Genomic DNA, 22,294 nt, shown 5'->3' on the forward strand with positions numbered 1-22,294 from the left:
TTATTTCTCAGGAGTGCGGGCCTTCGTCCGGCGTGCCGGACCGGTCGCCGAGCGGCCGTAATAAAGGTCGCTTTGAAGGTAACGCGAAAGTGCGAAGCGGACAAGCACACCGCAGGCCGCCGCTGCCGGAACCGCAATCAGCAGGCCGACGAAGCCAAACAATGCGCCGAAGGCAAAAAGGGCGAACATCAGCCAGACAGGATGCAGGCCGACGCTGGAACCGACCAGCTTCGGCTGAAGAACATTGCCCTCGAGGAACTGGCCGATGAAGAAGACCGCCAGCACCAGGCAGACCCAGAGGTAATCCGGCCAGAACTGCACGATGGCGATGCTGACAGCCAGAAAAAGGCCGACCAGCGAGCCGACATAGGGAATGAAGCTGATCATGCCGGCAAAAAGCCCAATCAGAAGCCCGAAGTTGAGACCGACCAGCGACAGGCCGACGCCATAATAGATGCCGAGAATAATGCATAGCGAGCCCTGCCCGCGGATGAAGCCGGCGATCGCCTGATCGATCTCGCTGGCAATCTGGCGCACGGTCGCCACGTGATCGCGCGGGATCCAGGCATCAACCTTGGCGATCATGCGATCCCAGTCGAGCAGGATGTAGAAGGCGACGACCGGGGTGATGACCATCAGCGATATGATGTTGATCAGCGCCTTGCCCGAACTCCAGATCTGCGCGAACAATCCGGCGACGAAGCCAAGGCCATCCGACATGATGGTCGAGAGATTGTTCTTCAACGCACCGGCCTGGCTGCGTATCCACTCCGGGACGATCGTGTTCTGTGTGTTTGTTATAAACTGTTGGAATTGCTGCACATATCCAGGAATATGCATCATGAAATCGTTGAACTGGCTGATGATGACGGGGATCAGCAATGTCAGCGCCAGGGCAAATACCAAGACGAAGACGATCAGGATCACCAGTGTCGCCATCATCCGGCTGAGGCCCAGCAGCTCCAGCCGATCGGCTACCGGATCAAGGAAATAAGCAATCGCCATGCCGGCGATGAACGGCAGCAGGATCGAACTGAAGAGGAAAAGAAAGCCGATCACCAGCACAAGCACGATCAGCCAGAAGATGACCTGCTGCCGGAGACCCGATCCGCTGAGTTTCTGCTCCATCATTTTCCCCGATTGCCTTGCCGTTCGCCTAAGCACATAGGATGGCGTCTTTACTAAGGTCAACCGGTTTATCTGCCCTGCGCAGATAGGGGAAGCACCCGGAGAATGGGCGGAACATCTGGATATCACGCCGTGTTCCGCCCCTGTTGCGGGCGATCATAGAACCCGCAACACAATAGGATCGAACCGAAGCGTCAACCCGTCGCTTGGAACTGAATTTCGCCGTCGTTCAAAAAGCAGGTCTTGTTGAACAATCCCAGATCCAGCGGGTTCGGCAACCGAACGTCATTGAGATCAGGGCACGACTTGCGCGACGGATCGTATGATCGATCGATCTGGGAGATGAAGACCATGATCAGCCCCCTGTCGCGCGCGAAGGATTTCAGCGCGCGAACCTGAACCATCAGCTCCGGGTTTTCCCGCTTCTGATCGAGCAGCTGCAGATAGTCGATGACCACCAAAGTGCCCGGCAGTGCGAAAGCCAATCTCTCCATGACGTAGTCGGCGGCCATAACATCGGAGTTGTCGAACTCGAACAGACCGGCGAAACGCGTCGCATCAATGCCGATATCTCTGAAGCGATCAGCGATATCTCTTTGCGTATATTCCAGCGTAAAGAACACGCTTCGCTTGCCGGACCTCATAGCCTCCGCTGCCAATTCAAGGCTTAGCAAGGTCTTGCCGTGACCCGGCCGGGCGCCCACCAGCACCATGTCACCCGGTTCCATCCGGGCATACAATCGGGTGGTGGCCGTGGCCGCGGGTGCCTTGGCGATGAGCAGGCCCCAACTGCCGAAGCCCTCCTTGAGGGCGATGCGGCCAAGAGCTTCGTGCAGCGGAATCTTTTCTTTGATGGCTCTTCGTTTAAGATGATAAACAGGCGCAGACAGTTTCATCCAGAAACCTCCTATTGCGAGCAATTATCGCAATCCCTCCTGATGCTTTGTGCTCGAACAGTCGGTTCAAAAGACAAGTCGCCCGACATGAAATATGCTTTCCCGGGCGGAGGGGGGAGGCGTGGGCTGCGCCAGAATCAAATCATAGCCCAATCTTTGCCGTTATAGAATTGCGGCGATGGCGTTTGCGCGAAAATTGGCTGCGCTCATCTCAGTTGCAAGGTATCCTCGTCCCATTCAAGAGATACGAGGAACTCTGACGAAGCGGGGAAAATACCGTCCTTTCCTTGGCAATGCCTTGCATAAAGGGTCTTGTCATGCAATTGCGACCCGATCAAAACCATATGCCAAGGCGCGCGCGCGAGCATCGGAGGCGGAAGCATGAGCCAGTCGGGGAAAAACGGCCTGACCTATAGCGACGCTGGCGTCGACATCGACGCGGGCAACCTTCTCGTCGAAAAGATCAAGCCTGCGGTGCGCTCGACGCGACGCCCGGGCGCTGACGGCGAAATCGGTGGGTTCGGCGGATTGTTCGACCTCAAGGCGGCGGGCTTTACCGACCCGGTGTTGGTGGCTGCCAATGACGGCGTCGGCACCAAGCTGAAGATCGCCATCGACGCGGATTATCACGATACGGTCGGCATCGACCTCGTGGCCATGTGCGTCAACGACCTCGTGGTCCAGGGCGCGGAGCCGCTGTTCTTCCTTGATTATTTCGCTACCGGAAAGCTCGACCCGGATCAGGGTGCGGCGATTGTCGGCGGCATTGCCGCCGGTTGCCGCGAGGCTGGCTGCGCGCTGATCGGCGGCGAAACTGCAGAAATGCCTGGCATGTATTCGGATGGCGACTACGACCTTGCAGGCTTTGCTGTCGGCGCCGCCGAACGCGGCCAGTTGCTGCCCAAGGGCGACATATCAGAGGGCGACGTCATTCTCGGCCTCTCCTCCTCCGGCGTGCATTCCAACGGATTTTCGCTCGTGCGCAAGATCGTGGCGCTGTCCGGCCTCGACTGGAAAGCTCCTGCCCCATTTGAAGCGGGCAAGACGCTCGGCGAGGCCCTGCTGACCCCGACCCGCATCTATGTGAAGCCGCTGCTGAAGGCGATCCGCGAAACGGGAGCGCTCAAGGCGCTTGCCCACATCACCGGCGGCGGGTTCCCCGAGAACATTCCGCGCGTGCTTCCGAAACATCTGGCAGCCGAAATCGACCTTGCGGCCGTGAAGGTTCCGAGCGTCTTCTCGTGGCTTGCCAAGTCCGGCGGCGTCGAGGCCAAGGAGATGCTGCGCACCTTCAACTGCGGTGTCGGCATGATCGTCGTTGTCGCCAGGGAGGATGTCGGGGCCGTGACCAAGGCGCTTGAGGCCGAGGGCGAGAGCGTGGTAGCGCTCGGGCGCATGATCGCCCGCGCCGAAGGCGCTGCTGGTACGGTCTACAAGGGTACGCTCGCACTATGACGACAGGTTCGGCGCGCAAACGCGTCGTCGTCTTTATCTCAGGCGGCGGCTCCAACATGATGTCACTGGTGAAGGCTGCCTCGGCTGCGGACTATCCGGCTGAGATCGTCGGGGTCATTTCTGACCGGGCCGATGCCGGTGGTCTTGCCAAGGCCGAAGCAGAGGGCATTCCCGCCTTCTCCTTCGTTCGGAAGGATTTTCCGAGCAAGGAAGCGCATGAGCAGGCAATCCTTGCCAAGCTCGATCAGCTACAGCCGGATATTCTTTGCCTGGCCGGTTATATGCGTCTTCTAACCGGCGCCTTCATCAAGCGGTACGAAGGCCGGATCATCAACATCCACCCTTCCCTGCTGCCGCTTTTCCCGGGCCTTCACACGCATCAGCGGGCCCTCGACGCAACAATGAAAATTGCCGGCTGCACCGTGCATTTCGTCACGGAAGGAATGGACGAGGGACCCATCATCGGGCAGGCCTCGGTGCCGATCCTCGTCGACGACACGGCCGAGACGCTTGCCGCGCGCGTACTAACCGTCGAGCACCAGCTCTATCCGCTGGCGCTGACGCTGCTTGCGGAAGGCAAGGTCCGGATGGAAAACGGCGCAACCGTTGCCACGATCGAGGCCGGCGGCACGCTTGTCCCGCCTGCGCTGAAGCAGTTGATTTCGCTGCTGGTCTCTCCTGACAAGTCGTAAACTGCCTTACGCAGCCAACGCGCGATGCGGACGCAGGGGATGCAGCGTGCCGTCGCTGTAGACCACGCGGCCGCCCCTGAAGGTTGCCCGGATGCGCGGCACTTCGCCAGCCTCCACCACGATCAGATCGGCCTTCTGGCCAATGGCGATCTCGCCGCGGTCCATCAGCCCTGCCGCCCTTGCCGGGTTGCGGCCGGTCATCGCGACGGCCTTGGCAAGGTTGCCGCCGGATACTTCGGCAATCTTCAAGGCGCCGAGAAGGAATGCTGCCGGGTGGTAATCGGCCGCAAGGATAGTCAAAAGCCCGGCGCGTGCGGCGTCAAGCGCGCTGAGGTTTCCCGACATAGAGGTGCCGCGCAACGCATTGGGCGCGCCCATCAGGGTCCAGAGCCCGCGGCGACGCGCCTCTTCGGCGGCTTCCAACGTCACCGGGAATTCGCTGATCATCACGCCGAGGTCGTGCATCTCTGCAACCTTTTCGACGCTGTCGTCGTCATGCGAGGCGAGCGACAAATTGTGCCTCAACGACAGGCCGACAATGTCGCGCAGCCTGGCATCGACCTCGGCCGAATCGTGGCGAAGCGCAATCCGGCGGGCAACGATCTCTTCCGCCATCTCCCAGGTGATGGCACGGCGCTCGGAGATGCTGGCGATGTAGCTGTCGAGGTTGTTGTACTGTCCCTGCCCCGGCGTGTGGTCGGTCAGCGACACCATGTCGACAAGGCCGTTCTGCAGCAGTGCTTCGAGCGCGGGCGCCGCGTCGATATTGGTGATCTCGTAGCGGGCATGAACCCGGTGGTCGATCAACAGGTTGCCATTGAGGCGTTTGATACCTTCGATGATGGCACGGGTGTTTTCCAGCGATCGGATGTGGCCATAGACGCTTTCCGTGGCGAAGGAGACCGCCGCATAGGCAGTGGTGACGCCTGCCGAGGCCAGTTTCTTATCCAGCTCGTGGACGCCAAAATCGATCGGCATCATCGCATTCGGCCGGGGAGCAATCTCGCGCTCCACCATGTCGCCATGCAGATCGACGAAACCGGGCATCAGCAATCGCCCGCCGCCATCGAAGGTGGGCTGGACGACCGGACCCGCCCGGATCTCGGCAACCTCGCCATCCTCTATCCGCACCGAACCGCCCTCGATGATCTCGTCGGCAAGCACGAGGTTAAGGTTGCTGAGCCACATGCGCTTCTCCTGACGCCGGTTCGGTCAAATTTATATATCGGCGGGAGGGCTAATCCGCATTCGTGACAATTGAATGAAGGCTTTGATCACGCTTGCACCTATCGGCGAAATTTTCGCCCGACGCACCCAAAGAGCGTCGCTCCGGCGATCCCTAGTCACGCCGCAAGCAGATGCCGGTTCAACATGGCCCATTGCAGCAGGATGACGGTCTTGCCGTCGAATATCTCTCCTCGCTCGATCATCGCCATCGCGTCAGTGAGTGGCAAGACCATCACTTCGATGTCCTCGTGCTCGTCCGCCAGGCCGCCGCCCAAAGCTACGCGATCCGACGTATCGACGGCCGCGGCGAAGAAGTGGACGACCTCGGTCACGGCGCCCGGGGACATCAAGAGCTTGAACAGCGGCCGCACGCCTTGTACCCGATAGCCGGTTTCCTCGATCGCCTCGCGGCGGATCGCCTCTTCGGGATGTTCGCCGTCGAGCAGGCCGGCGGGGGTCTCGGCCATCCATGCCGCGTAGCCCTCGAGATAGGCCGGCAAGCGGAATTGCCGGACAAGAACGACAGTCTCTTTGACGGGATCGTAGAGCAGGATCGTCGCCGCTGGCGTGCGATGATAGATCTCGCGCTTCAGCCGATGCGTCTCGCCTTCGGAATCGGTGTAGTCGACGTCGAACATGCTCAGCCGCGTCCATTCGTCGGCAAGCGTCTTTTCGCCGACGATTTCGACATTCGCCTTCTCAAATTTCGTCATGCACATCCCTGCGAAGCCAAACCTTGTTATCGTGTACGGCGGCGCCGCCATAGGGCGCGACCGGATCGGCGCCAGTCAGCACGTTGATGCCCTCGCCGTCGACATGCGCCTTGTTCGGCCAAAGACCTTCGGCGATCAGCACGCCCGGCTTCACCTCGGTCGTCACACGCGCATGCAGCCGGATATCGCCGCGTTTATTGCCGAGCCGGACAAGGTCGCCGTCGCCGACATCGTTTTTCAAGGCATCCTCGGGATTGATCATCACTTCGGGACGGCCTTCCTTCAGGCGGGACGTCTTCGTCTCCGAAAAACTCGAATTCAGGAAACTGCGCGAGGGAGAGGTGGCGAGACGGAAAGGATGCTCGGCGTCGGCGACTTCGATCACATCGACCTGATCGGGAAAGTTCGGCAGTTCATCATGCGGGCCAAGCAGCCCAACCGAGCGCGGCGGCCTGTTCGGTGCCGGCTGGGTTGCCCAGTCGGGACGGAAGTGGAATTTGCCATCCGGATGGGCGAAGCCATTGATGAAATGGGCATCATCGAATTCGGGCTGGCGGGAGAACCACTTGTTTTCGAGGAAATAATCGAGATCCGGCAGGCCGCTCGATCCGAGGATACGTTCGACCATCTCCCGCGCCGTAAAGCCGAAGCCTGGGCGGTCGGCGACACCGAGGCGCTTTGCCAGTTCCTCGATGACGAAGAGGTTGGTGCGTACCGTGGGCGGCGGTTCGACGAGCTTCGGTCCAAGCAGGATATGGTTCTGGCCGCCGGCGCGGTAGATGTCGTCATGCTCGACGAACATGGTTGCGGGGATGACGATATCGGCCATTTCTGCGGTGTCGGTCATGAACTGCTCGTGCACGGCGACGAAGAGGTCGTTGCGGGCAAAGCCGCGTTTGACCAGCCGCTGTTCCGGCGCGATGTTCACCGGATTGGTGTTCTGGATCAGCATCGCCGTGACCGGGCCGCGACGGCGAAGCGCCACGGCATCGCCGGTGAGCGCCCTGCCGATCTGCGACTGGTCGATCATCCTGACACCGTCATCCTTCATGGCGCGGCCGGTCAGTTCAGCGCTGTTCATCTGGAAGATGTCGCTGTTTGAATGGAATGCCCCACCGCCCTCGTATTGCCAGGACCCCAGAACGGTCGCGATGCAAGCTGCGGCATGCATCGCAATCGCGCCATTGCGCTGGCGCGTGAAGCCATAACCGAGCCGGAAATATGTTTTCTTCGTCGTGCCGACAAGCGCTGCAAAAGCCTCGATCTCATCGACCGAAAGGCCAGTTATCGACGCGGCCCATTGCGGTGTCTTCGTCTGAAGATGGGCTTCAAGACCAGCCGGATCGTCCGCATATCGCGCCATATAGGCACGGTCGGCATGGCCGTCGCGAAAGGCGATGTGCATGACGGCGCAGGCAAGGGCTGCGTCGGTGCCCGGCTTGACGATCAGCCGCATATCCGCCTGCTTCATCGTCGGGTTATCGTAAATATCGACGACAACGATCTTGGCGCCGCGTTCCTTTCGCGACCGGATCGCGTGGGTCATGACGTTGACCTGCGTCGAGACCGCATTGGTGCCCCAGATCACGACGCAATTGGTTCGACCCATTTCGTGGGGATCCGGCCCGCGCAGCACCCCGGTCGCCATGGTGAAGCCAGTCCAGGCAGGGTTGGTGCAGATCGACGAGAAGAAGCCGGAGTAGCGCTTGGCGTGGCGAAGGCGATCGATCGAATCGCGCTGTACCCAGCCCATCGTGCCGGCGTAGAAATACGGCCAGACGGCTTCGCTGCCGTCCTTGGCCTCGGCCTTGACGAACTCATTGGCGATCTCGTCGAGCGCTTCATCCCAGGAGACCTCCTGCCAGCGCCCCTCGCCCTTGGCGCCTGTACGGCGCAGCGGCTTCATCAACCGGTCGGGATGATAGAGCCGCTCGGCATAGCGGGCGACCTTGGCGCAGATGACGCCCGCCGTATAGGAGTGATCGCCGGCGCCGCGAACCCTGCCGATGCGCCCATCCTCGGTGATCTCGACGTCGAGCGCGCAGGTGGACGGACAGTCATGCGGACAGGCGGTATGGCCTATTCTCGCCTTCGCCCCGCCGAGGGCCTGAATTGGGGTCGCAATGTTCATCGCATGTGTATATTTGATGCCGTGCCCGGCCAAAAGACAAAAACAGGCCCATCGCAACATTTCATGCAGGCTTCACCAACAATGAACTATCGGCATATCTACCATGCAGGCAATTTCGCCGATGTGCTGAAGCATGCGGTGCTTGCCCGGCTCATCCGCTACATGCAGAACAAGGACAAAGCGTTTCGCCTCCTCGATACGCATGCGGGCATCGGTGTCTACGACCTGTCGTCGCAAGAGGCCCAGAAGACCGGCGAGTGGCTCGACGGCATAGGGCGCGTCATCGCCGCTGACCTGAAACCCGACGTTGCAGCGCTGCTGGAGCCATATCTGACGGCGGTTCAAGAGCTTAACCCCGATGGCGGCTTGCAGTTCTACCCTGGCTCGCCAAAGCTTGCGCGCATGCTCTTCCGGCCGCAGGACCGGCTTTCGGCCATGGAGCTGCATCCCGAGGATCACAATCGCCTTCACCGGTTGTTCGAAGGCGACCATCATGTCCGCGTCACCGAGCTCGACGGCTGGCTGGCTCTGGGCGCCCATCTGCCGCCGAAGGAAAAGCGCGGCATCGTTCTGGTCGATCCGCCCTTCGAAGAGGAAGGCGAATATGATCGCCTCGCCGACGGGCTGGCACGAGCCTATCGTCGCTTTCCTGGCGGCACCTATTGCCTCTGGTATCCGTTGAAAAAGGACGCGCCGGTCAAAGCCTTCCATGAATCGCTGCAGGCGCTCGACATTCCGAAAATGCTCTGCGCCGAGCTCGTCGTGCGCAGCGATCGCGATACGACGGGGCTCAACGGTTCGGGTCTCGTCATCGTCAACCCTCCCTTCACTTTGAAGGACGAGCTACATGTGCTGTTGCCGGCGCTGAAAGAAATCCTGGCGCAGGACCGCTTTCCCTCGCACCGTGCCTTCTGGCTTCGCGGCGAGCACAAGTCAGCAGTCGATACCGAAAACGATTGAAAGGTAGATCCATGAAGCTTCTCTGCGCGCCGACTTCGCCGTTCTCCAGCAAGGTTCGAATGGCGGCACGCTATCTCGAGCTTGAGATCACCGAGATCAGGGTCGACAGCAATGCCGGCCCGGCGATTCTCGTCGACAACAATCCGCTTGGAAAGATCCCGACGCTGCTGACCAAGGATGGCATATCGATCTTCGACAGCCGCGGCATCATGCACTATTTCGACCGGATGAAGGGCAAGCGGCTCTACCCCGCCAAGCAACGCAAGCGAACGGAAGCGGAGGTGCTGGAGGCTCTTTGCGACGGCGCCTGCGACTGCCTGCTGTCGATCGTCTACGAGCGCCGCTTCCGCACGGAGGAAAAGGTCTTCCAGCCCTGGATCGACCGGCAGTGGGCGAAGGCCAAGCGGACGCTCGACCAGCTGAGCGCCGACGTTCCCAAGCTCGGCAAGAAGCTGCATGGCGGGCACTTCGCGCTGGCTGCGATGCTCGGTTATCTGCAATTGCGCTTCGAAGGACAATGGGAAGAAGAGCACAGCGACCTCATCGGCTGGCTCCGCACCTTTGAAAAGAAGTTTCCGGACTATCCGGCCATCAAGCCGCAAGTCTGACACGGTAAGGAAACGACGGAGCAAGCGCCCTCGCCCTTCGAGGCTCCGGCCTTAGGGCCTACGAGCCCCTCAAGGTGAGGTCTGAACACAGCGCCGGCGGGGCCCCTCCAGTCCTCATGATGAGGTGCGCGCTGCCGGAGCGAAGCGGAAGGCGGCGGGCCTCGAACCACGAGGACTGGCCCCGGGCTCGATGGCAACCAGGGCCCATCCGGCCATGAAAAAAGCCGGGCGAACCCGGCTTCTTTCAATGGTCTGACAGTCGATCTTAGAACTTGACGCCGATACCGAGCTTGACGCTGTTTTCGTCGAAGCCGCGCGAGACGCGGCCGGAATCGAGGTTGAAGTCCTTGCTGCCGTAGTCCGTGTAACGGTATTCGACACGAGCCGTGATGTTGTTGGTGATCATCGTTTCAGCGCCGACACCTGCGGTCCAGCCGACAGCCGTGTTCGAATCATGCGACGTGCCATCCGAAGCCTTGACGCGAGCAGCTGCGATACCAGCCGTTCCATAGAGCAGGAATGGGTTCAGGTCGTAGCCGAGGCGGCCGCGGAGCGAGCCGTTGGTGTCGTTCTTCGTGGTGATGCCGTTGCGGGTGTTGTCCGCGCCGGAATAACCTGCATCGCCTTCAACGCCATAAACGATGTTTCCGCTCTGCCAGTTGTAGCCGGTGTAAAGCGAGCCACCGAATGCATAGCCATTGCCACCGCCATGGGTGAACTTGTCCATGTTGTAGGTGCCTTCGGCGCCGAGGTAGTAACCAGCCCAATTGCTGACTGCCGGGGTTTCCTGTGCGACGGGCGCTTCCGGCACCTGTTCGACAGCGTCTGCGGCTTGAGCTGCAGTGAAGCCGGCGATGGCAAACGTGGAAGCCATGAGGGTCATCAAAATAGTACGCATACTTTCAGTCTCCTTATCAGTCTCGTGTTGTTCGTCGACTTTTTGTCGGCTTGTTGAAGCATCACGAGAAATTAATAAATGTCCCTCCCGGATCGAGGTGGAATTTGGAACTCAATTGAGGATTTGGAAGAGCCAAAATATGAAATCATTGTGGCATCGACATGGCTGAATTTCGATGTTGCTTTGCGGCAACAGAAAAATCATTAACCATAACGAGTTATTAAAGCAACAATACTTATTTTAAGATAACTATAACTGAAGCTTTACCCACAGCAACCCGGGGCCTCGCTTTGCAGCGACACCTTTTCAGATGGTCTATCGGCGCCCTATATGAGTGGCTAGATGGGTTATGACTGCGAAAAGGCAATAAGTTGAGCGAAGAAAAGCTACGCACCGCCCTCATAACAGGGGGATCGAGAAGAATAGGCAGGGCGATCGCGCTCGATTTGGCCGCGAACGGGTTTGCTATCGCAATTCACGCCAACGCGTCGCTCGCCGAGGCGGACGCGCTGGTGGCGGAATTGCGGCAACGCGGCAAAAGGGCAATTTCGGTCAAGGCGGACCTTCGAAATTTATCGGAGACCGCAAGCCTGATCGAAAGGGCGTCTGCCGCCCTTGGACCGATCGATCTCTTGATCAACAATGCCTCGACATTCCAGAACGACACCGCCCGGCGGTTCGATGCCGAGGCGTTCGACGCACATTTTGCCGTTCATGTGCGCGCGCCATCAATCCTAGCCGCCGCCTTCGCCGACCAGTTACCGACAAGCGTCCCCGGGCTCATCGTCAACATGATCGATCAGCGCGTCTGGGCGCTCAATCCGCGCTTCTTTTCCTATACCCTGTCGAAGTCGGCGCTCTGGACGGCAACGCAAACCATGGCGCAGACCTTCGCTCCGCACATCAGGGTCAATGCCATCGGTCCCGGGCCGACAGTGCCGAGTGTCCGGCAGACGCCTGAAGATTTCCAGGCGCAGATCGACGGGCTGATCATGAAGGCCGGACCCGGGCTCGATGAATTCGGCCGAACGATCCGCTTTCTTTTTGACACTCCATCGATCACGGGCCAAATGGTTGCCCTGGACGGCGGCCAGCACCTGAGATGGGAGACGCCCGACGTGGCGGAGAGCATGGAATGAACGGACGAAAGCTACCGGATGGCGGCGTTCTCTACGACGAATCAGACGAACCGGAAGACGACATCGAAGTGGACAGTGGCGATGTCGCCGCGGTCGCATCGAACGTGCCGGCGGTCGATTGGAACGAAGGCTGGAAGAACGAGACCGGGCTCAAGGGCGCCGATCTGATCGGCGAATTCGTCAAGCGGCTGCCGAACGCGCCGGGCGTCTACCGGATGTTCAACGAGGCGGGCGACGTGCTCTATGTCGGCAAGGCACGTAGCCTGAAGAAGCGCGTCAACAATTATGCGCTGGGCCGTGGCCATTCGAACCGGATCGCTAAGATGGTGCGCGAGACGGCGAACATGGAGTTCGTCACTACCCGCACCGAAACCGAAGCGCTGCTGCTCGAAGCCAACCTGATCAAGCGTTTGCGGCCGCGGTTTAATGTGCTTTTGCGCGACGACAAGTCTTTTCCCTATATCCTGATCACAGGCGACCACCGAGCTCCGGCGATCTTCAAGCATCGCGGCGCACGTTCGCGCAAAGGGGAATATTTCGGGCCGTTCGCATCTGCGGGCGCCGTCGGGCGGACGATCAATTCGCTGCAGCGCGCCTTCCTGATCCGCACCTGTGCCGACAGCGTCTTCGAAACACGCACCCGCCCCTGCCTGCTCTATCAGATCAAACGCTGTTCGGCACCGTGCACGCATGAGATCAGCGATGCGGGCTACGCCGCGCTGGTGCAGGAGGCGAAGGACTTCCTTTCCGGCAAAAGCCAGAACGTCAAGGCGCACATCGCCGAGGCGATGAACGGTGCGGCCGAGGACCTCGATTTTGAGAGCGCTGCCGTCTACCGCGATCGTCTGGCCGCACTTTCGCATGTCCAGAGCCACCAGGGCATCAATCCGGCCGGCGTCGAGGAAGCGGACATTTTCGCCATCCATCATGAGGGCGGCATATCCTGCATCCAGGTGTTCTTCTTCCGCACTGGCCAGAACTGGGGAAACCGCGCCTATTTCCCGCGGGCTGACCCTTCGCTTTTGGGTGCCGAAGTGCTGAATTCATTCCTTGCGCAGTTCTACGACGACAAGCCGGTGCCGCGGCAAATACTGCTGTCGGAGCCGGTGGAGGAAATGGAATTGCTGGCTGCGGCCCTTGGCGAAAAGACAGGACACAAGGTTTCCATCCTCGTGCCGCGGCGTGGAGAGAAGAAGGATCTGGTGGATCACGTCGTCGGCAATGCCCGCGAGGCGCATGGCCGCAAGCTGGCAGAGACCGCCTCGCAGTCTCGCCTGCTCGAAGGGTTCAAGGAGACCTTCAAGCTGCCCTATGTGCCGCAACGCATCGAGATCTACGACAATTCGCACATTATGGGCACGAACGCGGTCGGCGGCATGGTGGTGGCGGGGGCCGAGGGGTTCGTCAAAAGCCAGTATCGCAAGTTCAACATCAAATCGACCGAGATCACGCCGGGCGACGACTTCGGCATGATGCGCGAGGTGATGACGCGTCGCTTCGCCCGACTGCTGAAGGACGAGGGTAAGCCCGACCGGACGAAAGCCCCGGTGGAGGACGCGGACGATGCGCCCTTCCCCGCCTGGCCGGATGTCATCCTGATCGATGGCGGCCAGGGGCAGATGACAGCTGTGCGCGCAATCCTCGAGGAGCTCGACATTACCGACAGCGTCATCGCAATCGGCGTTGCCAAGGGCGTCGATCGTGATGCCGGTCGCGAACGTTTCTTCCCGCCATCCCGGGACAACTTCACGCTGCCGCCGCGCGACCCGGTGCTTTATTTTATCCAGCGGCTGCGCGACGAAGCGCACCGTTTCGCCATCGGCTCGCATCGGGCCCGGCGCAAACGGGAAATGGTGAAGAATCCGCTGGATGAGATCGGCGGCATCGGGCCCTCTCGCAAGCGCGCGCTCCTGCAGCATTTCGGGACCGCCAAGGCCGTATCGCGGGCTGCGTTTTCGGATTTGCTCGCCGTCGAGGGCATATCGGAAGCGGTGGCGAAGCAGATTTACAACCACTTCCACGACGACGCCGCGAAATAGGCTTGGCGGGTCGCAAATTCCACGCAATGACGATGGAAAAAAGAAACAATGTTGACGGTGCCGGTCAAACACCGTCATCTGTCCGGACGCTCCAACGAAATGATTTCCATGGCTTCCCGCGCATATAATATCCCCAACCTGCTCACCTATGGCCGTATCCTGGCCGTGCCACTGATCGTTCTCTGCTTTTTCGTCGAGGGCAAGCTTGCGATCAGCAACACCGCCCGATGGGTTGCGCTGTGGATATTCGTCATCGCTTCGCTGACCGACTTTCTCGACGGCTATCTCGCGCGCATCTGGAACCAGACGTCGAATATCGGCCGGATGCTGGACCCTATCGCCGACAAGCTGCTGGTCGCCTCGATCCTGCTGCTGGTGGCGGCGGACCAGACAATCGCCGGCTGGTCGCTATGGGCGGCGATCATCATATTGTGCCGCGAGATCCTGGTTTCGGGCCTGCGCGAATATCTGGCCGCCCTGAAGGTCAGCGTTCCGGTAACGAGGATCGCCAAATGGAAGACGACCGCGCAGATGGTCGCCATCGCTTTCTTGCTGGCTGGACCGGCAGGTGACGAGATTTTCCCTTATACGACCTCGCTTGGTATATTGTTGCTCTGGATCGCGGCGCTGCTGACGATCTACACCGGCTACGACTATTTCCGCGCCGGACTGAAGCACATCGTGGACGATGAGTGACTGACAAGGTGAGAGCGATGACGAAGCTGGTCTATTTCGCCTGGGTGCGCGAACGTATCGGCAAAGGAGAGGAAGAGCTAACCCTGCCCGAAAGCGTCGTGACGGCGGGCGATCTGCTGGCGCATTTAAAAACGCTCGGCGAAGAATACGAGATGGCGCTTCAGTTTCCCGAAGCGATCCGCGTCGCCATCAACATGGAACATGTCGATCATGACGAACCGATCGGCGATGCCCGCGAGATCGCGCTTTTCCCTCCAATGACTGGGGGGTAAGCAGATGGCTCACGCCTCGAAGGCCGTTTTGCCAAAAGTCAGCGTGCAGCGCGAGGACTTCGACCTTCAGAGCGAAGTCAAAGAGCTCTCGGCCGGACGCCACGATATCGGTGCGGTGGTTACCTTTTCCGGTCTGTGCCGCGATGAGGGCGGCAGGTTGGAGGCCCTGGAGCTGGAACACTATCCCGGCATGGCGGAAGCCCAGATCATCAGGATTGCCGGTCTCGCCATCGAACGCTTTCAGTTGAACGGACTGACGACCATCCATCGCTATGGCAAGATCCTGCCGGGCGAGAATATCGTTCTGGTCGTCACCGCAGCTTCGCATCGCCAAGCCGCGTTCGACGCTGCCAATTTCATGATGGACTATCTGAAGACTTCGGCTCCATTCTGGAAGAAGGAACACGGGCGCAACGGCAAGGCCGGCGATTGGGTGTCAGCTAGGGACGCCGACGATGCTGCTCAAGCCAAATGGACCGAAGAAAGATAGCTCTCAGGGAATGGCGCGCTCGCGGCGGCTGAGAATTAGCAGGAAGACCAGCAGCGAGAAGACTACCAGGTCGCGCCAGACCAATGGGCCGTAGGCGCTCCAGATGGTCTCGACCACGCCAAGGCCGGCCGCCCCGCCTGCGGACTTCAAAGGGTCGGAATAGCCGCCGACCGCCGCGATCAACAGCACCTTGAGGCCGAACATCAGGCCGGCGCCAAAATCCATCGTTCCATAGTAGGAAGTCGACAGGATGCCGCAAAGCGTGGCGACGAGGGCGGACGAGCCGTAAGCCATGAGGAACACGCGGCTAGCACTGGTGCCGCAGAGTTCAGCCGCCAGCGCGTCGTCTGTCACCGCCCGCCAGATCCGACCCCATGAGGTGAAGCGTAGGATCGCGCCGCCCGCCACGACGATTACCATCATAAACCCTATGTTTATCAACTGGATTTCGGTGAGCGTCACCTGGAAGCCGCCATCCTGCCAGAAGACGACCGAGGCATTTAGGAACGGCGGCAGCCAGAGCACCCGCATATTCGCGGCGAGCCAGGCCGATTCCATCAGGACGATCGTGACCCCGAGGGCCGCGACGATCACCGTGTTGGGGGACTTGGCGACCAGCGGCTGTATGATCGACCGACCGACGAAAAGGCCAACCCCCATTGCGTAGAGAAATGATATTGCCGCGCCGAAGGCCAGCGCTGCCGGCAGGATGAGGATCAGCCTGTTGTAGCCGACATCGGTGAAGAGTAGCAGCATCTGGCCGGAAAAGGCAAAGAGCGCACCATATGTGATGTCCGCCCGCCGCGTGACGCCGAAGGCAATGGAATAGCCGAAGGCAAGCGCTGCATAAAGCGCTGCAAGCGGGACGGCATTTGCCAATTGCTGTAGCAGATAGGCCACGAGAACTCCCAGGACGAGGCAAATAATAACTGGCAAAATTGGTTTTACCAGTTATATTTTCACAATGAGCTTTACCTGGACCCCGCACCGTTTCTCCGGGGGCGCGCTTGCCCTCGACGTCGCCAACAGCGTCATTTTACGCCATGATGACGCGCGCCGGCTCGACCGTTTTGCGGCGCCTGGGCATTTAGACAGCTTTTCGAAGGCGGCGGCGAACTTCTGCGCCGAACGGGCGCTTTTCGGAGATGTCAGGCCTGTACCGCCAGAAAACAAGGCGACGTTCGTCAGGCTGCGCGAGGCGATCGACGGTTATTTTCGCGCCCGCATTCTTGCCGAGGCGGCGGATGGCCTGCTGGCAGATCTGCTCGACGCCTTGTCTAGCACGATGCGGCTGGCCGCCGCGCCGGATGGCCTTGACGCAGCGACGGTGCGCTCGACGCTCCGGCTGCTTGTAATGCCAGAAGAGGATAGGATGAAGATCTGCGGCAATTGCGGCTGGCTCTTCATCGACCGCAGCAAGAACAAGAGCCGGGCATGGTGCGACATGGCGGTCTGCGGCAACCGCGCCAAGGCAACCCGGCATTATCAACGGAAGAAAAGGGAGAACGCGCCATGAAAATTGCAGCGATCACCGCAATGGCATTGTTCGCGACCCTGGCGCTTTCAAGCTGCCAACGCCAAGTGGATAATGGCCCGACGGAACTCAGCGGCCGGATCTTCGTCTTCAACTATCGCGTCTCGATCGCGACCTATGTCGTAACTCTGCGAAAGAAGGCTCCGATACCGGACGGCAGCTATGCGGTCGCGGAATTCGAAAACCCGATGGGCGGCGATCCGCTCGTCGTCAAGGAGAAGATCTTTCCCTTCTGGGACAAGATCACGCTGCAAAGTCCCGCCATCCATTGCGTCCGCAAGGATCGCCCCTATTCGGTCTCGATATCGCTGGTCGATGCCGACGGCAAGACGATACAGTCCATCAAGACCAGCGTGACATCCGATGTCGACCAGACGATGCTGGCGGCAAAGCCGCTGATAATCGGGCCGTTTTACAACAGAAACCCCGAGGTCTTCAAACCCGACGGCAGTGTCGACTTTTCCCCTGAGACCGGTTGTCCTGTTAGCTAGGCTCGCCGACAGCAAAAAGCCGGGCGCAAGCGACCCGGCTTTCGTCATTCATTTCAATGCATTCAGCCGGTTGGCTGCGCGATGGATTCAGCCGACGATTTCGGTGCCGGAGAACCAGTAGGTGATCTCTTCGGCAGCCGTTTCCGGAGCGTCCGAGCCGTGAACCGAGTTTTCGCCGATCGACAGGGCGTGAACCTTGCGGATCGTGCCTTCGGCAGCGTTTGCCGGGTTGGTCGCGCCCATGATCTCGCGGTTCTTGAGGATGGCGCCTTCGCCTTGAAGAACCTGAACGACAGTCGGGCCGGATGTCATCGTTTCAACCAGCTCGCCGAAGAATGGGCGGTCCTTGTGAACGGCGTAGAAGCCTTCGGCTTCGCGCTTGCTCATCCAGACGCGCTTGGAGGCGACGACGCTCAGGCCGGCATCTTCGAGCATCTTGGTGATGGCGCCCGTGAGGTTGCGCTTGGTTGCGTCCGGCTTGATCATCGAAAAGGTGCGTTCAATCGCCATGGGAACAAATCCTTTGTTTCACCTGAAAAGTGGGGGGTCTTTACCCGCCCTACCGGCTGAAAACAAGGGGCCCGCGCCAATTTCACGATTGCGTCACAGTCCGCTCTCGCCTGTCGTTCGCGATGACGAATGCGTTGGCTTTGCTGCACGAAGACAAACCGACGGATGGGCTCGCCCATGAAATCGCGCGAGCTTTTGCCACCGACCGCAACCGTACGTTAACCCCGCCTGCAGATTGGCATCGGAAAGGCGTCCGATATTGCCTCATGTTTATGCTGCCTTAACCGCCGCTCCTGCAAACGTGGTGCATAAATCAAAATTGCATATGCCGCCTATGTCGACCGAGGACCTATTATGAAACAATCTCAGCCAAGTACCGTCGGGCATGCTTTGAACCAGGGCACGAACGCGCCGGCCGATTTGCAAAAGATCGGTCAGTACATGGCGAAGCTCAAGGTGCAGGGCCTGCCGAGGAACTATCAGCTTTTTCACGAGGCCCTCTTCGGTCATGACCGGCAGATCAGCGTCGAAATTGCAGCGCTCGGCCTCGATCCTTCGCAGCCGATGTTGGACAGGATCGGCTTGAAATATCGGCTGGTGAGCCATTGTGGCCTCGTGGCCGACAAATCGCAGACCGATGCGGCGCAGATGTTGCGAGAAGTTGCCGAACAACTGGCGGACGGACTGCAGAGAAAACGCGGCTTCGTTCGCGCCGTGGAAACCGTGTCGCAGTCCGTGGCAGGGGAGCAGGATCAAAGCCTTGCGACCTTCGTTGCAGAAATGGATTTCCTCAACACCACGCTTGCAAACCTCATGCTCTACGAAACCGAGCTTACGGAAAAGCTGCAGAACGGAATGGAGCGGCTGGAGACGCTGGGCAAAGGTCAGGCGGCGATGCAGGTGGCGACCCTTACCGACAGGATCACCGGCTTGCCTAACAAGATTGCGCTCAACAACCGCCTGGCGGAGCTCTATGAAAGCGATGCCGGCGCCGCAGGAACGGCGCTCATTCTGGTCGATATCGACGATTTCGGGGCGTTCAACAGCAAATTCGGCCCGCAGCCGGCAAACCAGATGCTGAAGAAGCTCGGCGGCATATTCCGCAAGGCGATCAAGAAGCATGACTTCGTTGCTCGCATGAGCGGCGACGACTTCGGCTTCCTCTTTCCCGGTGTCGATGCGCATGGGGCCGTGGCAATTGCCAAGAGACTGCGCGCGTCGGTCGAGGAGAACCTTGTCTACGTCACGCCCGAAATGGGCCACTCCGGCAAGCTGACGATCTCGGTCGGCATTGCGCTCGGCAGCGACGCCTGCTCGGCCTTGCAGCTCATGGCACATGCCGAGGCAACACTTGCCACCGCCCAGAGCAACCGCCGGCAGCCGCTTCAGCTGTTCTCGCACGAAATCCGTCCCTAGCGATCGGACGATCCGATCAAAGCTGCAGACGTCCGCCTTTGAGTGCATCGCAGCAAAGATCGACTGTGTTGCTGCATCACACTTGCCTTCCGTGTCGAGTTCGGCCAAAACCGCGCCATGATCACGCTGAACAATATTTCGGCCCGCATTGCCGGGCGACTTCTCATCGACCAGGCGAACGTGGCGCTTCCGGCAGGAACGAAGGCAGGCTTCGTCGGCAAGAACGGCGCCGGCAAATCGACGCTTTTCCGCATCATCACCGGCGACATGGAAAGCGAGACCGGCACGGTCTCCATTCCCAAGAATGCCCGCATCGGCCAGGTGGCGCAGGAAGCACCGGGCACCGAGGAGCCGCTGATCGAGATCGTTCTCAAGGCCGACAAGGAGCGCGAGGCGCTTCTGGCCGAAGCCGAAACCGCAACCGACCCTCACCGCATCGCCGATATTCACATGCGCCTTGCCGATATCGACGCCCACTCGGCTGAATCGCGGGCGGCGAGCATCCTTGCCGGCCTCGGCTTCGATGCGGAAGCGCAACTGCGCCCTGCCTCGAGCTTCTCCGGCGGCTGGCGCATGCGCGTGGCACTCGCGGCCGTGCTGTTTTCCGAGCCGGACCTTTTGCTGCTCGACGAGCCGACCAACTATCTCGACCTTGAAGGCACGCTGTGGCTGGAAGACTATATCGGCCGCTATCCGCATACGGTCATCATCATCAGCCATGACCGCGATCTTCTGAACACGGCCGTCAACGCCATCATCCATCTCGACCAGCAGAAGCTGACCTTCTATCGCGGCTCCTACGACCAGTTCGAACGGCAGCGTTCCGAGGCGAACGAGCTTCAGACAAAAGCGAAGGCCAAGAACGACGCGGCCCGCAAGCATCTCCAGGCCTTCATTGACCGCTTCAAGGCCAAGGCCTCGAAGGCGCGGCAGGCCCAATCGCGCGTCAAGGCGCTGGAGCGCATGGGCACTGTCTCCTCCGTCATCGAAGACCACGTCCAAGGCTTCAAGTTCCCGGATCCCGAGAAGGAAGCAGCCTCGCCGATCATTGCGATTGAGCATGGCTCAGTCGGCTATACACCGGGCCATCCCATTCTTCAGCACTTGACGTTACGGATCGACACCGACGACCGGATCGCGCTGCTCGGCTCGAACGGCAACGGTAAATCGACATTCGCCAAGTTCATCTCCGGCAGGCTCGATGGCTCACCGGGTTCGGTCAAGGTCGCCCCCGGCCTGAAGATCGGCTTCTTCGCGCAACACCAGCTCGACGACCTCATTCCGGAACACACGGCCGTAGAACATGTGCGCCGCCGGATGCCGGGTGCGACCGAAGGCAAGGTACGGGCCCGCGTGGCGCAGATGGGTCTTGCGACCGCGAAGATGGAAACAGCCGCCAAGGACCTGTCGGGTGGCGAAAAGGCGCGTCTGCTCATGGGGCTTGCGGCCTTCGATGCGCCTAACCTGCTCATCCTCGACGAACCGACGAACCATCTCGACATCGACAGCCGCAATGCGCTGATCCAGGCACTCAACGAATATTCCGGCGCCGTCATCCTGATATCGCATGATCGCCATTTGATCGAAGCGACGGCCGACCGCCTTTGGCTGGTCAAGGACGGTACTGTCTCGAACTATGACGGCGACCTTGAGGACTACCGCAACGTCATCGTCGCAGGCGCACGCGGCAAAGGCGGCAAGGGCAAAGGCAACGGCGGAGAAGACAATCGCAGCAAGGCCGAGCAACGCAAGGCCAATGCCGACAAGCGCGCCGCCTTTGCGCCGCTGAAGAAAAAGATCAACGAAATCGAGTCGTTGACGCAGAAGCTGCAGAAACAGATTCAGCACCTCGACAAAGAGCTTGAAGACCAGGAAATCTACGACAAATTCCCTGACAAGGCAGCCGCCAAAGTCAAGGAACGCGCTGACGTCATCGCAAAACTTGCCAAAGCCGAAGCACACTGGATGGAGCTTGCTGACGAATACGAAAGCGCCATGGCGGGATGAATTTTAGCCTACTCTAAACTGATCATTAACCATAATCGGGAAATATGCGCTCAAGAATCAATGACATGAGCGCTCCCGATGTTCTCTCGCCTTTTGCTGGCAGGCCTTGCACTTACACTTTCGCTCGCCGGCTGCGCTACCAAGCCAACGGGCGAGACTTCCCTGAAGACCGCCTATGGGCCGAGCGCTGCGCCACAAAAGCCCCTTGGCGCCCATGATCCAGTCGCCATGCAGCCTGATCGATGGAAGTCCAGCGACGCTGACGGCCTCGACTTGACCGCAACCCATTCGATCCCGTGGACGCATCATCTGGCGGGACGCACCATGATCGTGTCATCGCTGCGCGATATTCAGCTCGAGGACAAGGAAGTCATCCTCACCTTCGACGACGGTCCGATGCCCGGAAAGACCGACCGAATCCTTGCCACACTCGACCAGTTCGGCGTCAAGGCGGCTTTCATGATGGTCGGAGAGATGGCGGCCGCCCATCCTGAAGTCGCCAAGCGCGTGCTCGCCGCCGGCGATGCCATCGGTAGCCACACCTATCGCCATTCCGACCTCGACAAAATGAACTTCGATGCCGCCGTGGCCGAGATCGAGCATGGCCGAACCGCCGTCTCGAAGGCCGTCGGCACCGACGTCTCGTTCTTCCGCTTCCCCTACCTTGCCGATTCGAAGCGTCTGAGAGCGGCCGTATCGATGCGCGACATGGTCATTATGGACGTGGATGTCGACAGCAAGGACTATTTCAGCGTCAAACCGGCTGCCGTCATGCGGCGGACGCTGGACGAGCTGCGCGCCCGTGGCCGCGGCATCATCCTGATGCACGACATTCACCAGCGCACCGCCGCGATGCTGCCGACCCTACTGACACGCCTCGAAAGCGAAGGCTACAAGGTCGTCAACCTCCAATACCAACGCGGCCAGGCCCCGAGCAACGTCGTGGCCATGGCGGATATCCACGAAGCGCGCTGAGGTGATGGCGAATTCTG

22 protein-coding genes are annotated in these 22,294 nt (G+C 60.1%); 14 read left to right on the forward strand and 8 right to left on the reverse strand.

Going from position 1 to position 22,294, the window contains the following annotated elements; translation table 11 throughout:
* Both AB4Z52_RS08440 and AB4Z52_RS08445 read right to left on the reverse strand, forming a co-directional pair.
* The gene (locus AB4Z52_RS08440) at positions 1–1,128 is read right to left on the reverse strand and encodes an AI-2E family transporter (RefSeq protein WP_442217464.1); all 1,128 of its coding nucleotides are present in this window, start codon (positions 1,126–1,128) and stop codon (positions 1–3) included.
* Between the two features lie 194 nt (positions 1,129–1,322).
* Entirely contained in the window at positions 1,323–2,024 is a 702-nt protein-coding gene (locus AB4Z52_RS08445; RefSeq protein WP_442217465.1) for a DNA helicase, read from the reverse strand.
* A 381-nt stretch (positions 2,025–2,405) separates the two neighbouring features.
* Here AB4Z52_RS08445 and purM point away from each other — a divergent pair, with 381 nt between their 5' ends.
* Both purM and purN read left to right on the forward strand, forming a co-directional pair.
* A complete protein-coding gene (purM, locus tag AB4Z52_RS08450) occupies positions 2,406–3,479 on the forward strand; it encodes a phosphoribosylformylglycinamidine cyclo-ligase (RefSeq protein ID WP_442217466.1) in 1,074 nt (357 codons plus the stop codon).
* The gene (gene purN / locus AB4Z52_RS08455; RefSeq protein WP_442217467.1) at positions 3,476–4,171 is read left to right on the forward strand and encodes a phosphoribosylglycinamide formyltransferase; all 696 of its coding nucleotides are present in this window, start codon (positions 3,476–3,478) and stop codon (positions 4,169–4,171) included. Before purM ends, purN begins: the two co-directional genes overlap by 4 nt.
* Before the next feature lie 6 nt (positions 4,172–4,177).
* On the opposite strand, the gene AB4Z52_RS08460 is transcribed toward purN, so the two are convergent.
* From AB4Z52_RS08460 to AB4Z52_RS08470, 3 genes are all read right to left on the reverse strand, one after another.
* The gene (locus AB4Z52_RS08460; RefSeq protein WP_442217468.1) at positions 4,178–5,359 is read right to left on the reverse strand and encodes an alpha-D-ribose 1-methylphosphonate 5-triphosphate diphosphatase; all 1,182 of its coding nucleotides are present in this window, start codon (positions 5,357–5,359) and stop codon (positions 4,178–4,180) included.
* Between the two features lie 155 nt (positions 5,360–5,514).
* Complete coding sequence (locus tag AB4Z52_RS08465; protein ID WP_442217469.1) at positions 5,515–6,111, reverse strand: NUDIX domain-containing protein; 597 nt, start codon at positions 6,109–6,111, stop codon at positions 5,515–5,517.
* Positions 6,098–8,302, reverse strand: coding sequence for a molybdopterin oxidoreductase family protein (locus AB4Z52_RS08470; RefSeq protein ID WP_442217470.1), 2,205 nt, complete (start codon positions 8,300–8,302; stop codon positions 6,098–6,100). Before AB4Z52_RS08470 ends, AB4Z52_RS08465 begins: the two co-directional genes overlap by 14 nt.
* A 21-nt stretch (positions 8,303–8,323) precedes the next feature.
* Here AB4Z52_RS08470 and AB4Z52_RS08475 point away from each other — a divergent pair, with 21 nt between their 5' ends.
* Positions 8,324–9,202, forward strand: coding sequence for a 23S rRNA (adenine(2030)-N(6))-methyltransferase RlmJ (locus AB4Z52_RS08475; RefSeq protein ID WP_442217471.1), 879 nt, complete (start codon positions 8,324–8,326; stop codon positions 9,200–9,202).
* Positions 9,203–9,213: 11 nt separating this feature from the next.
* The gene (locus AB4Z52_RS08480) at positions 9,214–9,810 is read left to right on the forward strand and encodes a glutathione S-transferase (protein WP_442217472.1); all 597 of its coding nucleotides are present in this window, start codon (positions 9,214–9,216) and stop codon (positions 9,808–9,810) included.
* A 265-nt stretch (positions 9,811–10,075) separates the two neighbouring features.
* Here the strand turns inward: AB4Z52_RS08480 and AB4Z52_RS08485 are convergent, their stop codons facing one another.
* Positions 10,076–10,708: an outer membrane protein gene (locus tag AB4Z52_RS08485; protein ID WP_442217473.1), complete on the reverse strand. Its 633-nt coding sequence runs from the start codon at positions 10,706–10,708 to the stop codon at positions 10,076–10,078.
* A 371-nt stretch (positions 10,709–11,079) separates the two neighbouring features.
* Here AB4Z52_RS08485 and AB4Z52_RS08490 point away from each other — a divergent pair, with 371 nt between their 5' ends.
* From AB4Z52_RS08490 to AB4Z52_RS08510, 5 genes are all read left to right on the forward strand, one after another.
* Positions 11,080–11,847, forward strand: coding sequence for an SDR family oxidoreductase (locus tag AB4Z52_RS08490; protein ID WP_442217474.1), 768 nt, complete (start codon positions 11,080–11,082; stop codon positions 11,845–11,847).
* Complete coding sequence (gene uvrC, locus AB4Z52_RS08495; protein WP_442217475.1) at positions 11,844–13,886, forward strand: excinuclease ABC subunit UvrC; 2,043 nt, start codon at positions 11,844–11,846, stop codon at positions 13,884–13,886. The genes AB4Z52_RS08490 and uvrC overlap by 4 nt, the downstream gene beginning before the upstream one ends.
* Positions 13,887–13,994: 108 nt before the next feature.
* Complete coding sequence (gene pgsA, locus AB4Z52_RS08500) at positions 13,995–14,582, forward strand: CDP-diacylglycerol--glycerol-3-phosphate 3-phosphatidyltransferase (RefSeq protein WP_442217476.1); 588 nt, start codon at positions 13,995–13,997, stop codon at positions 14,580–14,582.
* 17 nt (positions 14,583–14,599) lie between these two features.
* Positions 14,600–14,854 (forward strand): molybdopterin converting factor subunit 1, encoded by a 255-nt coding sequence (moaD, locus tag AB4Z52_RS08505; RefSeq protein WP_442217477.1) that lies wholly within the window; start codon positions 14,600–14,602, stop codon positions 14,852–14,854.
* A gap of 4 nt (positions 14,855–14,858) precedes the next feature.
* Positions 14,859–15,344: a molybdenum cofactor biosynthesis protein MoaE gene (locus AB4Z52_RS08510; protein ID WP_442217478.1), complete on the forward strand. Its 486-nt coding sequence runs from the start codon at positions 14,859–14,861 to the stop codon at positions 15,342–15,344.
* A gap of 3 nt (positions 15,345–15,347) precedes the next feature.
* On the opposite strand, the gene AB4Z52_RS08515 is transcribed toward AB4Z52_RS08510, so the two are convergent.
* Positions 15,348–16,244, reverse strand: coding sequence for a branched-chain amino acid ABC transporter permease (locus tag AB4Z52_RS08515; RefSeq protein ID WP_442217479.1), 897 nt, complete (start codon positions 16,242–16,244; stop codon positions 15,348–15,350).
* Between the two features lie 64 nt (positions 16,245–16,308).
* Here AB4Z52_RS08515 and AB4Z52_RS08520 point away from each other — a divergent pair, with 64 nt between their 5' ends.
* Together AB4Z52_RS08520 and AB4Z52_RS08525 are read left to right on the forward strand one after the other, a co-directional pair.
* The gene (locus AB4Z52_RS08520) at positions 16,309–16,860 is read left to right on the forward strand and encodes a CGNR zinc finger domain-containing protein (protein ID WP_442217480.1); all 552 of its coding nucleotides are present in this window, start codon (positions 16,309–16,311) and stop codon (positions 16,858–16,860) included.
* Positions 16,857–17,369: a hypothetical protein gene (locus tag AB4Z52_RS08525; protein WP_442217481.1), complete on the forward strand. Its 513-nt coding sequence runs from the start codon at positions 16,857–16,859 to the stop codon at positions 17,367–17,369. Before AB4Z52_RS08520 ends, AB4Z52_RS08525 begins: the two co-directional genes overlap by 4 nt.
* 87 nt (positions 17,370–17,456) lie before the next feature.
* Here the strand turns inward: AB4Z52_RS08525 and ndk are convergent, their stop codons facing one another.
* Positions 17,457–17,879 (reverse strand): nucleoside-diphosphate kinase, encoded by a 423-nt coding sequence (gene ndk, locus AB4Z52_RS08530; protein ID WP_442217482.1) that lies wholly within the window; start codon positions 17,877–17,879, stop codon positions 17,457–17,459.
* A 354-nt stretch (positions 17,880–18,233) separates the two neighbouring features.
* Here ndk and AB4Z52_RS08535 point away from each other — a divergent pair, with 354 nt between their 5' ends.
* The 3 genes from AB4Z52_RS08535 to AB4Z52_RS08545 all read left to right on the forward strand — a co-directional run bounded on the left by AB4Z52_RS08535 (position 18,234) and on the right by AB4Z52_RS08545 (position 22,277).
* Positions 18,234–19,295 (forward strand): diguanylate cyclase domain-containing protein, encoded by a 1,062-nt coding sequence (locus AB4Z52_RS08535; RefSeq protein ID WP_442217483.1) that lies wholly within the window; start codon positions 18,234–18,236, stop codon positions 19,293–19,295.
* Positions 19,296–19,412: 117 nt separating this feature from the next.
* Complete coding sequence (locus tag AB4Z52_RS08540; protein WP_442217484.1) at positions 19,413–21,302, forward strand: ABC-F family ATP-binding cassette domain-containing protein; 1,890 nt, start codon at positions 19,413–19,415, stop codon at positions 21,300–21,302.
* 78 nt (positions 21,303–21,380) lie between these two features.
* Positions 21,381–22,277: a polysaccharide deacetylase family protein gene (locus AB4Z52_RS08545; protein ID WP_442217485.1), complete on the forward strand. Its 897-nt coding sequence runs from the start codon at positions 21,381–21,383 to the stop codon at positions 22,275–22,277.
* Positions 22,278–22,294: the final 17 nt, after the last annotated feature.

The sequence above is a fragment of the Rhizobium sp. 2YAF20 genome, assembly GCF_052114685.1.
Classification (GTDB): Bacteria; Pseudomonadota; Alphaproteobacteria; order Rhizobiales; family Rhizobiaceae; genus Rhizobium.

Excerpts from the sequence above, each read along its gene's own strand:
- AB4Z52_RS08440 (WP_442217464.1), bottom strand. The coding sequence starts at position 1,128 with ATGGAGCAGAAACTCAGCGGATCGGGTCTCCGGCAGCAGGTCATCTTC.
- AB4Z52_RS08445 (WP_442217465.1), bottom strand. The coding sequence starts at position 2,024 with ATGAAACTGTCTGCGCCTGTTTATCATCTTAAACGAAGAGCCATCAAA.
- purM (WP_442217466.1), top strand. The coding sequence starts at position 2,406 with ATGAGCCAGTCGGGGAAAAACGGCCTGACCTATAGCGACGCTGGCGTC.
- purN (WP_442217467.1), top strand. The coding sequence starts at position 3,476 with ATGACGACAGGTTCGGCGCGCAAACGCGTCGTCGTCTTTATCTCAGGC.
- AB4Z52_RS08460 (WP_442217468.1), bottom strand. The coding sequence starts at position 5,359 with ATGTGGCTCAGCAACCTTAACCTCGTGCTTGCCGACGAGATCATCGAG.
- AB4Z52_RS08465 (WP_442217469.1), bottom strand. The coding sequence starts at position 6,111 with ATGACGAAATTTGAGAAGGCGAATGTCGAAATCGTCGGCGAAAAGACG.
- AB4Z52_RS08470 (WP_442217470.1), bottom strand. The coding sequence starts at position 8,302 with ATGTTGCGATGGGCCTGTTTTTGTCTTTTGGCCGGGCACGGCATCAAA.
- AB4Z52_RS08475 (WP_442217471.1), top strand. The coding sequence starts at position 8,324 with ATGAACTATCGGCATATCTACCATGCAGGCAATTTCGCCGATGTGCTG.
- AB4Z52_RS08480 (WP_442217472.1), top strand. The coding sequence starts at position 9,214 with ATGAAGCTTCTCTGCGCGCCGACTTCGCCGTTCTCCAGCAAGGTTCGA.
- AB4Z52_RS08485 (WP_442217473.1), bottom strand. The coding sequence starts at position 10,708 with ATGCGTACTATTTTGATGACCCTCATGGCTTCCACGTTTGCCATCGCC.
- uvrC (WP_442217475.1), top strand. The coding sequence starts at position 11,844 with ATGAACGGACGAAAGCTACCGGATGGCGGCGTTCTCTACGACGAATCA.
- pgsA (WP_442217476.1), top strand. The coding sequence starts at position 13,995 with ATGGCTTCCCGCGCATATAATATCCCCAACCTGCTCACCTATGGCCGT.
- moaD (WP_442217477.1), top strand. The coding sequence starts at position 14,600 with ATGACGAAGCTGGTCTATTTCGCCTGGGTGCGCGAACGTATCGGCAAA.
- AB4Z52_RS08510 (WP_442217478.1), top strand. The coding sequence starts at position 14,859 with ATGGCTCACGCCTCGAAGGCCGTTTTGCCAAAAGTCAGCGTGCAGCGC.
- AB4Z52_RS08520 (WP_442217480.1), top strand. The coding sequence starts at position 16,309 with ATGAGCTTTACCTGGACCCCGCACCGTTTCTCCGGGGGCGCGCTTGCC.
- AB4Z52_RS08525 (WP_442217481.1), top strand. The coding sequence starts at position 16,857 with ATGAAAATTGCAGCGATCACCGCAATGGCATTGTTCGCGACCCTGGCG.
- ndk (WP_442217482.1), bottom strand. The coding sequence starts at position 17,879 with ATGGCGATTGAACGCACCTTTTCGATGATCAAGCCGGACGCAACCAAG.
- AB4Z52_RS08535 (WP_442217483.1), top strand. The coding sequence starts at position 18,234 with ATGAAACAATCTCAGCCAAGTACCGTCGGGCATGCTTTGAACCAGGGC.
- AB4Z52_RS08540 (WP_442217484.1), top strand. The coding sequence starts at position 19,413 with ATGATCACGCTGAACAATATTTCGGCCCGCATTGCCGGGCGACTTCTC.
- AB4Z52_RS08545 (WP_442217485.1), top strand. The coding sequence starts at position 21,381 with ATGTTCTCTCGCCTTTTGCTGGCAGGCCTTGCACTTACACTTTCGCTC.